Origin of the sequence: Streptomyces sp. NPDC088817 (assembly GCF_044750345.1) — a bacterium.
Lineage (GTDB): Bacteria > Actinomycetota > Actinomycetes > Streptomycetales > Streptomycetaceae > Streptomyces.
The window spans coordinates 227,418-240,851 of sequence record NZ_JBIVJN010000001.1 but is presented as its reverse complement, the minus strand read 5'-3'; the positions used below and the strand labels follow the sequence as shown (position 1 = coordinate 240,851).

9 protein-coding genes are annotated in these 13,434 nt (G+C 71.3%); 3 read left to right on the top strand and 6 right to left on the bottom strand.

All coding sequences use genetic code 11. The features are described 5' to 3' along the window. Nucleotides 1–5 precede the first annotated feature (5 nt). The 5 genes from ACIP4X_RS01135 to ACIP4X_RS01115 all read right to left on the bottom strand — a co-directional run bounded on the left by ACIP4X_RS01135 (nt 6) and on the right by ACIP4X_RS01115 (nt 6,270). Nucleotides 6–938, bottom strand: a complete 933-nt coding sequence (locus tag ACIP4X_RS01135) for a branched-chain amino acid ABC transporter permease (protein ID WP_358731322.1) — start codon at nt 936–938, stop codon at nt 6–8. Nucleotides 939–1,048: 110 nt separating this feature from the next. Continuing rightward, nucleotides 1,049–2,278 (bottom strand): branched-chain amino acid ABC transporter substrate-binding protein, encoded by a 1,230-nt coding sequence (locus tag ACIP4X_RS01130; protein WP_358731324.1) that lies wholly within the window; start codon nt 2,276–2,278, stop codon nt 1,049–1,051. A 287-nt stretch (nt 2,279–2,565) separates the two neighbouring features. Next, on the bottom strand, nt 2,566–3,234 hold the full coding sequence (locus ACIP4X_RS01125) for a Tat pathway signal sequence domain protein (protein WP_358731326.1): 669 nt from the start codon (nt 3,232–3,234) through the stop codon (nt 2,566–2,568). A 187-nt stretch (nt 3,235–3,421) separates the two neighbouring features. Next, nucleotides 3,422–3,907, bottom strand: a complete 486-nt coding sequence (locus tag ACIP4X_RS01120; RefSeq protein ID WP_358731328.1) for a hotdog fold thioesterase — start codon at nt 3,905–3,907, stop codon at nt 3,422–3,424. An 83-nt stretch (nt 3,908–3,990) separates the two neighbouring features. Then, on the bottom strand, nt 3,991–6,270 hold the full coding sequence (locus ACIP4X_RS01115; protein WP_391453596.1) for an FdhF/YdeP family oxidoreductase: 2,280 nt from the start codon (nt 6,268–6,270) through the stop codon (nt 3,991–3,993). Nucleotides 6,271–6,859: 589 nt separating this feature from the next. On the opposite strand from ACIP4X_RS01115, the gene polA reads away from it, so the two are divergent. After that, on the top strand, nt 6,860–9,586 hold the full coding sequence (gene polA, locus ACIP4X_RS01110; protein ID WP_358731330.1) for a DNA polymerase I: 2,727 nt from the start codon (nt 6,860–6,862) through the stop codon (nt 9,584–9,586). Between the two features lie 434 nt (nt 9,587–10,020). Further along, complete coding sequence (locus ACIP4X_RS01105) at nt 10,021–10,407, top strand: hypothetical protein (protein WP_358732753.1); 387 nt, start codon at nt 10,021–10,023, stop codon at nt 10,405–10,407. Between the two features lie 39 nt (nt 10,408–10,446). On the opposite strand, the gene ACIP4X_RS01100 is transcribed toward ACIP4X_RS01105, so the two are convergent. Beyond that, the gene (locus ACIP4X_RS01100) at nt 10,447–11,388 is read right to left on the bottom strand and encodes a DUF4184 family protein (protein ID WP_358732751.1); all 942 of its coding nucleotides are present in this window, start codon (nt 11,386–11,388) and stop codon (nt 10,447–10,449) included. Nucleotides 11,389–11,672: 284 nt separating this feature from the next. Here ACIP4X_RS01100 and ACIP4X_RS01095 point away from each other — a divergent pair, with 284 nt between their 5' ends. Next, nucleotides 11,673–13,433, top strand: a complete 1,761-nt coding sequence (locus ACIP4X_RS01095; RefSeq protein ID WP_401346030.1) for a lytic murein transglycosylase — start codon at nt 11,673–11,675, stop codon at nt 13,431–13,433. Nucleotide 13,434 lies beyond the last annotated feature (1 nt).

Sequence of the window (13,434 nt, the reverse complement as noted above, 5' to 3'; positions counted from 1 at the left end):
CGGTGTCACGCCCTGTCCGCGACGCGCTCGCCGAGCAGGCCCTGGGGCCGGAAGAGGAGCACGAGGATGAGAAGTACGAACGCCCAGACGTCGGCCCAGGTGTTGCTGCCGAACTGGTGCATGCCGGGGATGTCGGCGACGTAGGCGGTGGCGAGGGTTTCGGCGACGCCGAGGACGAGGCCGCCGATCATGGCGCCGTAGATGTTGCCGATGCCGCCGAGGACGGCCGCGGTGAAGGCCTTGAGGCCGAGGAGGAAGCCCATGCGGAATTCGATCTGGCCGTACTTGAGGCCGTAGGCGACACCGCCGACGGCGGCGAAGGCGGCACCGAGGGCGAAGGCGATCACGATGATGCGGTCGGTGTTGACGCCCATGAGCCTGGCGGTGTCGGGGTCCTGGGCGGTGGCCTGCATGCCGCGTCCGGTGCGGGTCTTCATGACGAAGTAGCCGAGGAAGGCCATGCTGAGCGGCGCGGCGACGACGAGGAAGATGTCGCCGGTCTGGATGGTGACACTGCCGATCTCGAAGGGGCCTCCGGCGATCTGCGGGAAGGTGAGGGCGTCCTTGGCGCCCGGGAACCCGGCCCACACCGCCTGCTGCAGGGCGAGGGAGAGACCGATGGCGGTGATCAGGGGCGCCAGGCGTGGGCCGCCGCGCAGGGGACGGTAGGCGAACCGTTCCGCCCCGATGGCGACGAGGACGGCGACGATGACGGCGCCGAGGAGCATGAGCGGCAGCGCGATCCACATGGACGTGCCGTTCGGAAGTACCCACAGATAGACCGAGAGTCCGCCGAAGGCGCCGGTCATGAAGATCTCGCCATGGGCGAAGTTGATGAGCTGGACGATGCCATAGACCATCGTGTAGCCGATGGCGACCAGCCCGTACATGGATCCCAGTAGCAGGCCGTTGACCAGCTGCTGCGGCAGTTCGTTCACCGCATGTCCTCCGAGACTTCGGATGTTTGTCGAATGTGGCCGGATGCGAGTGCGCGCGGGGCGCCAGTGGAACAGCGCCCCGCGCGACTGGTGAGCGGTGCCGGTGAGGCTCAGCCAGTGAAGGTGCCGGAGTGGACGGACACCCACTTGCCGTCCTTGACGGCGTACACGGTGATCTGCTTGTTGGTGGCGTCGCCGAACTCGTCGAAGGAGACCGTGCCGGTCACACCGTCGAAGGAGACGTTCTGCATGGCCTCGGTGACCTTGGCGCGGGCGTCGGAGGGCAGCTTGCCGTCGTTGTCCTCGACGACCTTCTTGACGGCCTCGATGATGGCCCAGGCGGAGTCGTAGGAGTAGCCGCCGTAGGCGGAGTACTCCTCCTTGTAGCCCGCGGACTTGTAGTCGTCCACGAACTGCTTGGCGGAGTCGAGTTCCTCGACGGGGGCGCCGACGGAGGTGGAGAGGTCACCGCCGCTGTCGGCGCCGGCCAGCTCGATGAACTTGGCGTCGTTGATGCCGTCGCCGCCGATGAGCGGGATCTTGGCGCCGGCGGCCTTGATCTGCTTGCTGAGCGGGCCGGCCTGCGGGTATTCGCCGCCGTAGTAGACGACGTCGGCGCCGGAGTTCTTCACCTTGGTGGCGACCGCGGAGAAGTCCTTGCTCTCAGGGTTGATGTGCTCGGTGCCGACGACCTTGCCGCCGAGCTTCTTGAACTCCTCGGTGAAGGTGCCGGCCAGACCGGCGCCGTAGGTCTTCTTGTCGTCGACGACGAAGACCTTGGTCTTCTTGGCGGTGTTGTACAGGTACTGCGCGGCGAACGGGCCCTGGATGGCGTCCGTGGTCGCGGTACGGAAGTACGACTTGTACTGGCGCACCTTCTTGTTGCGCCAGTCCGTGCCCTGGGTGAGGGAGGGGCCGGTGTTGGCGGGGGAGACCTCGACGAGGTGGGCGTCGTCGAAGACCTTCTGCATGGCCTCGGCCACGGACGAGTTCAGGGGGCCGACGACACCGAGGACGGACTTGTCCGCGACGAACTTGGTGGCGTTCTGCTGGCCCACGGAGGCCTGAATCTGGTCGTCGAGGGCCTGGATCTTGAAGGTGACGCCCTTGACGAACTTCTGCTTGTTGGCCGTCTTGGCCGCGAGGTCGGCGGAGTTCTTGATGCCGAGGCCCATCGCGGACAGGCCGCCGGTCAGCGGCGCGTCGACGCCGATGGTGACGATGGTGTCACCCTTGCCGGAGTCCGAACCCTTGTCGTCGCCCCGCGAGCCGCAGGCGGTGAGGGTGAGTGCTCCCGCTGCCAGTGCTGCGGTTACGGCGATGAGTGAACGTTGACGCACGATCAGTCCTTTCCCTGGCACGGCCCCTCCCCCCTGGAAGAGGTCGAGTCGAGCGCGGAGTCGAAGAGGTAATCCGACGCGCCGTGACTGGCCGTGACTCTAGGCGCGTGCAGGGAACGTCGAGGAGGGCTTGGCCAAGGCTGTGACTCTCTTGTTATGACACGACGTAATGCAGAGCGGTACGCGCCGGGTGGAAGTGTGGAATTCAGGCAGATTCGCCCGGTCCGGATTCTGAGAACCCGCAGGACGGACGCTGCTGCGATCAGGCGTCTCAACGGTTTTGGTGATTACCGAGAATCGTTGCCGCAGGCGACTTGCAGAGCCTGGGAGAGGCTCTGCGCATACCGTGAGCCGAGGATGAAGCTGTGCACCTGGATTGCACGTTTATTACGCAGTGTTACGTCCAGGAAAGGGAGTCCGGCGTTCCCCGGCACTTTTCCGCATTCCTTCACATGCATGGTGATCGCAACTTTATGGGCGGATCCTGCCCGGATGAGGAAAGGAGTCCGCGGCTCGGAGGTGAGGGAAAGCCCCGCGTACGGCTGGTCGATGCCGGTGACGGTCACGGGCGGGCCGGACCGCACGCTGACCAGCACCGCGAAGCTGAATGTCCTGGTTCCTGCCGCGTGGGGTGCGGCGACCTCGTCCAGATAGGACACGTCGGTCACCAGGGACGGGTAGGGCGGCGCCGGGGGTGGTGGAGGGGGCGGCGGCGCGTCCTGGCGGACGGCGGTCAAGTAGCCGCCGCCCGCGAGGAGTAGAGCGAGTGTCAGGGTCGTGAGGGCGGTCCGGCGGTGCCGCCGGTACAGCCGGGCGAGGGGCGCGAGGGGGCCGTGCGCGAGGATGCCGGTACGGGGCGGGGGCTCCGGGGCATCCAGGTCGTCCGGGTCGTCCCGGTCGGACGTGCCCCACGCGCGCGTGCCTTCGCCCGGTTCGAGCGGCCCGATGCCGTTCACGGCAACGGTCTCCTGCCGGGGCGGGCCGCCTCGACCCGGCGGCACGTCAGATCCCCTGCCGCGAAAGGCGGTTGAGGGCGGGACAGGTTCGACCGCGCCCCCGGCCGGGGCGCTCCTCCCGTTGTCATGGCAAGAAGCTAGGCGGCCCGGTGTCCGGGGGCAACGGTCGGGGAGGCGGCTTTGTGGCTCAGCCGGCCGCGCCGGCGGGGCCGTCGCCCGGGTTCACGTCGCGCAGCAGGCAGGTCAGACGGGCACTGCACACCCGCCGCCCCTCCTCGTCGCTGATCACGATCTCGTACGTCGCCGTCGAGCGTCCCTTGTGGACGGGTGTGGCCACACCGGTGACCAGCCCGGAGCGCGCCCCGCGGTGGTGGGTGCAGTTCAGGTCGACACCCACGGCGATCTTGGAGCTGCCGCCGTGCAGCATGGCGCCGACCGAGCCGAGGGTCTCGGCGAGGACGGCGGAGGCGCCGCCGTGCAGCAGTCCGTAGGGCTGGGTGTTGCCCTCGACCGGCATGGTGCCGACGACGCGGTCGGCGGACGCCTCCAGGATCTGCACGCCCATGCGGGTGCCGAGGTGTCCGGCGGAGAAGAGGGCGGGCAGGTCGACGCCGAGTGCGGCGTACTCGGCGAGGACTTCCTGCGGGAACTTCACGTGCTGCTGCTCGCCCATGGGGTCCGGCTCCGTTCGTCCTTGATCGGCTCGGTGCCGACCGGCTCGTGGTCGGTCGGCCACCGCATGCACTGAGCGAACGCTCAGTCGGCCGTCGATTGTTCCAGACGCACCACGACGGACTTGCTGGCCGGGGTGTTGCTGGTGTCGGCGGTGGCGTCGAGCGGTACCAGCACGTTGGTCTCCGGGTAGTAGGAGGCGGCGCAGCCGCGGGCCGTCGGGTAGTGCACGACCCGGAAGCCCGGTGCCCGCCGCTCCACGCCGTCCTTCCACTCGCCGACCAGGTCCACGTACGAGCCGTCGGCCACTCCGAGCGCCCGCGCGTCCTCCGGGTTGACCAGCACCACGCGCCGGCCGTTCTTGATGCCCCGGTAGCGGTCGTCGAGGCCGTACACCGTGGTGTTGTACTGGTCGTGCGAGCGCAGCGTCTGCAACAGCAGGCGGCCCTCGGGCAGTTCGGGGTACTCCACCGGCGCGGCGGTGAAGTTGGCCTTGCCGGTGGCCGTCGGGAAGCGGCGCTCGTCGCGCGGGGCGTGGGGCAGCGCGAAGCCGCCGGGGTGGGCCACGCGCGCGTTGAAGTCCTCGAAGCCGGGGACCACCCGGGCGATCCGGTCGCGAATCGCGGCATAGTCCTGCTCGAACTCCTCCCACGGCACGACGCTCCTGCCGCCCAGCACGCGGCGGGCCAGAGCGCACACGATGGCCGGTTCCGACTTCAACTGCGTGCCCGCGGGCCGCAGTCGGCCCCGGGAGGCGTGCACCATGCCCATGGAGTCCTCGACGGTGACGAACTGCTCGCCGCCGGCCTGCACGTCCCGCTCGGTGCGGCCGAGGGTGGGCAGGATCAGCGCACGCGCGCCCGTGACCACGTGGGAGCGGTTGAGCTTGGTCGACACGTGCACCGTCAGCCGGGCCCGGCGCATGGCGGCCTCGGTGACGTCGGTGTCGGGGGAGGCGGAGACGAAGTTGCCGCCCATGGCGAAGAAGACCTTCGCCTCGCCGTCGCGCAGGGCCCTGATGGCCCGTACGACGTCGTAGCCGTGTTCGCGCGGCGGTGCGAAGCCGAACTCCTTCTCCAGGGCGTCCAGGAAGGCGGGGGCGGGGCGTTCGAAGATGCCCATCGTGCGGTCGCCCTGCACGTTGGAGTGGCCGCGCACCGGGCACACGCCCGCGCCCGGGCGGCCGATGTTGCCGCGCAGCAGCAGGAAGTTGACGACCTCGCGGATGGTCGGCACGGAGTGCTTGTGCTGGGTCAGGCCCATCGCCCAGCACACGATCGTGCGCTTGGAGGCGAGGACCATCTCCAGCGCGCGGTTAATCTCCGCGCGCGTGAGGCCGGTCGCGGTGAGCGTCTCGTCCCAGTCGGCGGCGCGGGCGGCCTGCGCGAACTCCTCGTAGCCATGGGTGTGTTCGCGGACGAACTGCTCGTCCACCGCGCCCTCGGTGTCGAGGATCAGCTTGTTGAGGAGGCGGAAGAGGGCCTGGTCGCCGCCGATGCGGATCTGCAGGAACAGGTCGGTGAGCGCGGCGCCCTTGAGCATGCCCTGCGGGGTCTGCGGGTTCTTGAACCGCTCCAGGCCGGCCTCGGGCAGCGGGTTGACGCTGATGATCCTCGCGCCGCCCGCCTTGGCCTTCTCCAGCGCGGAGAGCATCCGGGGGTGGTTCGTCCCCGGGTTCTGACCGGCGACGATGATCAGGTCGGCCTTGTACAGGTCCTCCAGGAGGACGCTGCCCTTGCCGATGCCGATCGTCTCCGTCAGTGCCGAACCGGAGGACTCGTGGCACATGTTGGAGCAGTCGGGCAGGTTGTTGGTGCCGAGTTCGCGCGCGAAGAGCTGGTAGAGGAACGCGGCCTCGTTGCTGGTGCGGCCCGAGGTGTAGAAGAGGGCCTCGTCGGGGGAGTCGAGGGCGGTGATCTCCTCGGCGACGATGTCGAAGGCGTGCTCCCAGGTGACCGGTTCGTAGTGATCGGCGCCCTCGGGCAGGTACATGGGGTGGGTGAGCCGTCCCTGCTGGCCCAGCCAGTAGCCGCTGCGGTCCGCCAGGTCGGACACGGAGTGCGCGGCGAAGAACTCCGGGGTGACCCGGCGCAGGGTGGCCTCCTCGGCGACCGCCTTCGCGCCGTTCTCGCAGAACTCCGCCGTGTGCCGGTGCTCCGGCTCCGGCCAGGCGCAGCCCGGGCAGTCGAAGCCGTCCTTCTGGTTCACCCGCAGCAGGGTGAGCGCGGTGCGCCGCACCCCCATCTGCTGCTGGGCGATCCGCAGGGTGTGCCCGATGGCCGGCAGCCCCGCCGCCGCGTGCTGCGGCTCGGCTACCTGCGGCGCGTCCTGAACCGGATCACCCTTGGGCGGCTTCGTGGCCATAGCACGCTCTCCTTCGACTCGCGGCACATGAAGAACGCTCCCGATCCTCGCACGACCGTACGAAAGCCCCTAGGCCCGGGACACGGACCGTGGCAACCACGCCCATGGGCCGCCCGGGGCCGCCCGGCCGACTGCCGCCCGGACCGAGCCACAGGAGCGCCCCCGTCCGCCCCAGATCTGTCCCGCGCCGCACGACCGGCCGCCGGGCTGCGGAGCGTGCCGTGGCGCGGACCGTCTTCCAGCGGGGCGGGGCGGGCTCCGGGTGGCTGGGCGCCGCGGGGTGTCGCGACGGCGGCCGGGGCGGGGCGTCCCCCGGCCCCTGGAGGTGGCCGCGGACTGCGCCGCAGGGCTCACGGCCCGGCACGACGGCCAGGCGCGCGGGCCTGCCGTGGCGTGCGACCGGGCCCTCGGCTGCGAAGCGTGCCGTCGTGCGCACTGTCTTCCTGCGCGGCGCAGGGGTGGGCCCCAGGCGGCACAGGCCCGCCGGGCACTGGGGCGGGCGTCCCGGAGGCCGCAGAGGTGGGCGGTGAGGCCGCGGCCGTCAGGGCGTGGGCTTCGGCTGTCAGTGGTACGTGGCAGGATCGGGGGCGTGGCAGAGACAGCATCGAAGAAGACCGACACCACCCCCGGCGGCGCCCGGCCGCGGCTGATGCTCATGGACGGGCACTCGCTGGCCTACCGCGCGTTCTTCGCGCTGCCCGCGGAGAACTTCACGACCGCGACGGGCCAGCCGACGAACGCCATCTACGGCTTCGCGTCGATGCTGGCCAACACCCTGCGTGACGAGGAGCCGACGCACTTCGCGGTCGCCTTCGACGTCTCCCGCAAGACCTGGCGCTCGGCGGAGTTCACCGAGTACAAGGCGAACCGCTCCAAGACCCCGGACGAGTTCAAGGGGCAGGTCGAGCTGATCGGCGAACTGCTCGACGCGATGAACGCGTCCCGCTTCGCCGTCGACGGGTTCGAGGCGGACGACGTGATCGCCACCCTCGCCACCCAGGCCGAGGCCGAGGGCTTCGAGGTGCTGATCGTCACCGGCGACCGCGACTCCTTCCAGCTGGTCTCCGAGCACACGACGGTGCTCTACCCCACCAAGGGCGTCTCCGAGCTGACCCGCTTCACCCCGGAGAAGGTCTTCGAGAAGTACGGGCTGACACCGGCCCAGTACCCGGACTTCGCGGCGCTGCGCGGCGACCCGTCGGACAACCTGCCGGGCATCCCCGGTGTCGGTGAGAAGACCGCCGCGAAGTGGATCAACCAGTTCGGTTCGTTCGCCCAGCTCGTGGAGCGGGTCGAGGAGGTCAAGGGCAAGGCCGGCCAGAACCTGCGCGACCACCTGGAGTCCGTCAAGCTCAACCGCCGGCTCACCGAGCTGGAGCGGAGCGTGGAGCTGTCGAAGACGGTCACCGACCTCACCCGCACTCCGTACGACCGCAAGGCCGTCGCGATGATCCTGGACACCCTGGAGATCCGTAACCCCTCCCTGCGCGAGCGGCTCTTCGCCGTGGACCCGGGCGCCGAGGAGGCCGAGACGACCCCGATCACGACGGACGGCGTGCAGCTCGACGGCACCGTGCTCGGCACCGGCGAGCTGGCCGGCTGGCTCACCGAGCACGGCACGCAGGTCCTCGGCGTCGCCACCGTCGACACCTGGGCCCTGGGCGCGGGCTCCGTCGCCGAGATCGCGCTCGCCGCGCCCGGGGGAGCGGCCGCCTGGTTCGACCCGTCGCAGCTCGACGAGGCGGACGAGAGCGCGTTCGCGGCCTGGCTGGCCGACGCGGACCGGCCCAAGGTCTTCCACAACGCCAAGGGCGCCATGCGGGTCTTCGCCGAGCACGGCTGGACCATCGAGGGCGCCACCATGGACACCGCGCTCGCCGCCTACCTGGTCAAGCCGGGCCGTCGCTCCTTCGACCTGGACGCGCTGTCCCTGGAGTACCTGCACCGGGAGCTGGCCCCCGCCGCCGCGGCCGACGGTCAGCTCGCCTTCGGCGCCGACGAGGGCGCCGAGGCCGAGGCCCTGATGATCCAGGCTCGCGCCGTCCTCGACCTCGGCGAGGCCTTCGAGGCCCGTCTCCCGGAGGTCGGCGCGGCTGACCTGCTGCGCGACGTGGAGCTGCCGACGTCCGCCCTGCTGGCCCGCATGGAGCGGAACGGCATCGCGGCGGACCGCACCCACCTCGAGACGATGGAGCAGATGTTCGCGGGCGCGGTGCAGCAGGCCGTGAAGGAGGCCCACGCTGCGGCGGGGCACGAGTTCAACCTCGGCTCGCCCAAGCAGCTCCAGGAAGTCCTCTTCGGCGAGCTCGCCCTGCCGAAGACGAAGAAGACGAAGACCGGCTACACCACCGACGCCGACGCCCTGGCCTGGCTGGCCACCCAGACGGACAACGAGCTGCCGGTCGTCATGCTCCGCCACCGCGAGCAGGCGAAGCTGCGCGTCACCGTCGAGGGCCTGATCAAGACGATCGCCGCCGACGGCCGTATCCACACCACGTTCAACCAGACGGTCGCCGCGACGGGCCGCCTGTCGTCGACGGACCCGAACCTGCAGAACATCCCGGTCCGCACGGACGAGGGCCGGGCCATCCGGCGCGGCTTCGTGGTCGGCGAGGGCTTCGAGTCGCTGATGACCGCCGACTACAGCCAGATCGAACTGCGCGTGATGGCCCACCTGTCCGAGGACGCGGGCCTGATCGAGGCGTTCACCTCCGGCGAGGACCTGCACACCACCGCGGCCTCGCAGGTCTTCGGCGTCGACCGCTCGGCGGTGGAGCCGGAGATGCGGCGCAAGATCAAGGCGATGTCCTACGGCCTGGCGTACGGGCTGTCGGCCTTCGGCCTCTCCCAGCAGCTGAACATCGAGGCGGCCGAGGCACGCGCCCTGATGGACGCCTACTTCGAGCGCTTCGGCGGTGTACGGGACTATCTGCGCCGCGTGGTCGACGAGGCGCGGGCGACCGGCTACACCGAGACCCTCTTCGGCCGCCGCCGCTATCTGCCCGACCTCAACAGCGACAACCGCCAGCGCCGTGAGATGGCCGAGCGCATGGCCCTCAACGCGCCCATCCAGGGCACGGCGGCCGACATCGTCAAGATCGCCATGCTGCACGTGGACCGCGCCCTGCGCGAGGCCGGCCTCGCCTCCCGGATGCTCCTCCAGGTGCACGACGAAATCGTCCTGGAGATCGCCCCCGGTGAACGCGAGACGGTGGAGCAGATCATCCGCCACCAGATGGCCGGCGCGGTACAGCTCAGGGCCCCGCTGGACGTCTCGGTCGGCGTGGGCCCGGACTGGGAGTCGGCAGCGCACTAGCCGTGCGGCGCGCGTGCGGAGGCAGATCCGGGCCACCGGGCCCACATGGACGGCCCTGCGGCCGTGGCTCGGGGCTGTCCTGCCCTGTACGGGTGCCGTGCGACGGCGCCGGTGCGGGCAGCCACCCTGCTCGGCCCCCCGCTGTCGCGGGTGCGTCACGTCGGCGAACGGCTCCCAGTCCCGGCACACCCCGCAGCCGCAGTCTCCAGCCGCAGCCGCAGCTGGAGACGGTGACGGAGCCCCGGTCGGCGCCGACGCCTGAGCCCTGCGTGTCCCGTGGGCACCGCGTGCAGGTCACCGAAGGGCCGCTTCGCCCGCTGCGGGGTGCGCCGACAGCGGGGTTCTCCCCCGCGTGGCGCACCCGTGGCAGGGCCCGTCACTCACGTGGACCCCGAAGAGGCGCAGCCGCGGGCCGTGCCCGACAGGATGCGGGCATGGGTATACGCATGCTCAACCGCCGCCCGGCGGTGATACGGGTGGACATCGGTGAGGCCCCCAAAGGGGCACCTCTGTCGGTCCGGCCCTTCGCTCCCGGGGCCGGCACGGCCCGCGTTCCGGCGGATGTGACGGCGACCCTGCGCCGTGCCGCGAGCGGGCTGCGCGACCGGTTCGGCCCCGGCGACCCCGTCCTCGCGGAGACACGCGCCTGGCGCCTGTGGGCGGACACCGCTCGCGGCTACCTCGCCCTGCTGCTCTCCCCACTGCACCGCCCCCGCCCGGTGCGCAGCATCACCGTCTTCGTCGCCACCGCGACCCCCACCGGCGACCGGCTGGGCGAGCCGTCCCCACACCGCTCCCGCCAGGACCGCCGGAACCCCTGAGCCCGGCCGAACCGGCCCCGGGCGAAGAGGCGGCCCGGCTCAGCCCGCCGGGGCTGAAGAACCACTCCCGCCGTCCGGACCGGAAGAAGCACCGGCACAGTCCCCCTCGCGGCCGGAACCGACCGATCCGGCCGACCGTGTCACGCCGTCCCGGCCTCCGCCCTCGCCCCCGGCACTCGCACGCCGGGCCCCGCGCCGGACCCTGACGTCCAGGGCGTACAGAGGCAGGCCCACGGCCAGCCCCGCGCCCGCGCCGAAGCACAGGGTCGGAATCAGCTCCCAGAGAGCGGCTGCCGACCCCCGGCCCGTCCACCAGTGCCAGGTCCGCTGGACGGCACCGGCGACCGCGCAGACCGCGATCACGGCCCAGGCCCGCCGCCGGTCCCGTACCGACAACCCGGGCACTCCCACCGGCTCGCCCGCCGGAGTCCGCCGCAGCGCGTGCACCAGGAACCCCGCGATCACGACGGCCGCCACCGCCGAGCTGCCGTACTGCAGGTACCAGTAGACGGGTGCCCCGGCCAACTCCCGGCCCAGCACGGGGAACAGCCGCATCCCCCACCGGTCGTGGTGGGTGAACGCGTCCCACACCACGTGCGTCAGGGCGCCCAGCGCGGCGGAGGCGTACCACCACGGCACCGAGGCCGGGCGCGGTCGCGTCCAGGGGGTGCCGCACCGGGTCAGCGCCGCCGCCCGTCCCTGCCGGGCGCGCGGCAGCAGCGCGACGAGCGGCTCACGCAGCAGCAGCCACACCCCGACCAGCAGCCAGGCGAACAGCACGTCGAGGGTGAAGACCCCGGGGAAGGAGTGCGTGACCGCGCCGAACTCCATCGCACCGGGCACGAACCCCGCCGTGTAATAGATCAGGTCGGGCGCGAAGGAACCCGCCACGAGCACCGAGGGGACCAGCCGGCCCCGCCCCGTTCCGTCGCCGCGTATCGCGGGCAGTACGGCCGCCGCATGGCTCAGAGTGAACGGCAACGGGGCTCCTCCTGGCGTGCGGCGACGGGGCCGGCGGGCCCCTGTGATCATCGCCGTTCAGTATGCGTGGCACACGAGGGGCGCACCCGTTAACCAGTCGTGGCCAACCGGTGAAAATCGGGCGCGAACGGGTCCCGATGCCAAGGAAGTTGTCGTAGGGTCACCTGGATTCGTCAACCTGTGCGGCCCCGCGAGGGCAACCAGTCACACGGGTCGATCGTCACAACATGGCGAACGGACAGACAGAGACGGACGCTCGGGCGTCCACAGGAGGGGCTCACTCTATGGCGGCGCATTTCGGCAGCAGGTTGCGCAAGGGAGCGGCAACCACGGCCGTGGCCGCGGCGGCGGTCGCGGCTCTGTCCGCCTCGCAGGCTCCCGGCGTCATCGTCGACGAAAACAGCAGACAGACCGCCGCCGAGGCGACGCCCCAGCCCGAGGGGACCATCGACGGCAGCGCGACCGGCGATTCTCCGTACTACACGGACCTGCCGCCCCTCAACAGCCCCAGCCCGGCGCCCGTCGTCGGCACGCCGATCTCCAAGGGCCCGGCCGAGGCCGGCATACCGGCCACCGTGCTCGACGCCTACAAGAAGGCCGAGGCCGAACTGCGGGCGTCCAAGCCGGGCTGCAACCTGCCCTGGCAACTGCTCGCCGCCATAGGCAAGGTGGAGTCCGGACATGCCCGCGGCGGCAACGTCGACGCCAACGGCACCACGGTGTCCCCGATCCTCGGCCCGCGCCTCGACGGCAACGGCTTCGCCCACATCAGCGACACTGACCACGGCCTGTACGACGGGGACAGCAGGTACGACCGCGCGGTCGGGCCCATGCAGTTCATCCCCTCCACCTGGGCCTGGGCGGGCCGCGACGGCAACGGCGACGGCAAGAAGGACCCCAACAACGTCTACGACGCCGCCCTCGCCGCCGGCCACTACCTGTGCCGCTACGGCTGGGACCTGTCCACCGACGCCGACCTGCGGCGCGCGATCCTCAGCTACAACAACTCGACGGACTATCTGCACACCGTCCTGACGTGGCTTGAGTTCTACCGCGAGGGCAGCCACTCCGTCCCGGACGGGACCGGCCCCCTGCCGTCCCACCGCAGCGACCACACCACCGGCGCGAACCCCGGTCCGACGCCGCAGCCGCCCACCCCGAGGGCCACCCCCTCACCCGGCAGCTCCGGAAAGCCCGCCGCGCCCGGCAAGCAGGGCGGCGGTTCCTCGACGCCGAGCCCGGACCCTTCCACGCCGGCCCAGCCGTCCGAGCCGAGCCCGCCGTCCACCCCGGGCACGCCCAGCGCGCCGCCCACTCCGACCGACACCGTGCACCACCTCCAGGACGCGGGCACGGACAAGCTCACCGCCATGGCGGGCGACGCGTTCACGGAGAAGATCAGCACCCGTGCCGTGACCGGGGACGGCAAGGCCGTCGGCAAGGTGCGGATCCGGTTCACGATCATCGGTGACACCGATGCCGCCTTCACCGGCGGCGAGAAGGTCGCCACCGTCGCCACCGACGCCTCCGGCGTGGCCGTGGCGCCGGCGCTGCTGGCCGGCGAGAGGACGGGCGACTTCACCGTCCGGGCGGCGGTCGTCGGACGTACGCTCCCTGGCATCGACTACACGGCCACGGTCACCGAGCGCGCCGCGGACGCCCTCGCCCGCACCACCGACACCGCGCTGGTCTGCGTCCCGGGCGGCGAGTTCGCCGGCCAGGTCGAGGTCAGGGCCACCTACAAGGGCGCCGTCGCGGACCGGGTCGCGGCCACCGCCACCCTGGTCAGGTCGGCCGACGATCCCGCCCAGAACGACAAGGGCCCCTACTTCAAGGACGCCGACGGCAAGCCGGTCCGCACCCTGAACCTTCAGACGGACGCGAACGGCCTGCTGAAGCTGCCGAAGCTGTACGCGGACGACACCGCCGGCACGTTCCTGCTGCGCGTCACCACCGCGGGCGGCGCGACGCTGACCGTGGAGCTGAAGGTGGCGCCGGCCGACACCCCGGCCACGCCGTCCCCCAGTCCTTCGGCATCCTCGTAGC

Excerpts from the sequence above, each read along its gene's own strand:
- ACIP4X_RS01105 (WP_358732753.1), top strand. The coding sequence starts at position 10,021 with ATGGGTATACGCATGCTCAACCGCCGCCCGGCGGTGATACGGGTGGAC.
- ACIP4X_RS01115 (WP_391453596.1), bottom strand. The coding sequence starts at position 6,270 with ATGGCCACGAAGCCGCCCAAGGGTGATCCGGTTCAGGACGCGCCGCAG.
- ACIP4X_RS01095 (WP_401346030.1), top strand. The coding sequence starts at position 11,673 with ATGGCGGCGCATTTCGGCAGCAGGTTGCGCAAGGGAGCGGCAACCACG.
- ACIP4X_RS01120 (WP_358731328.1), bottom strand. The coding sequence starts at position 3,907 with ATGGGCGAGCAGCAGCACGTGAAGTTCCCGCAGGAAGTCCTCGCCGAG.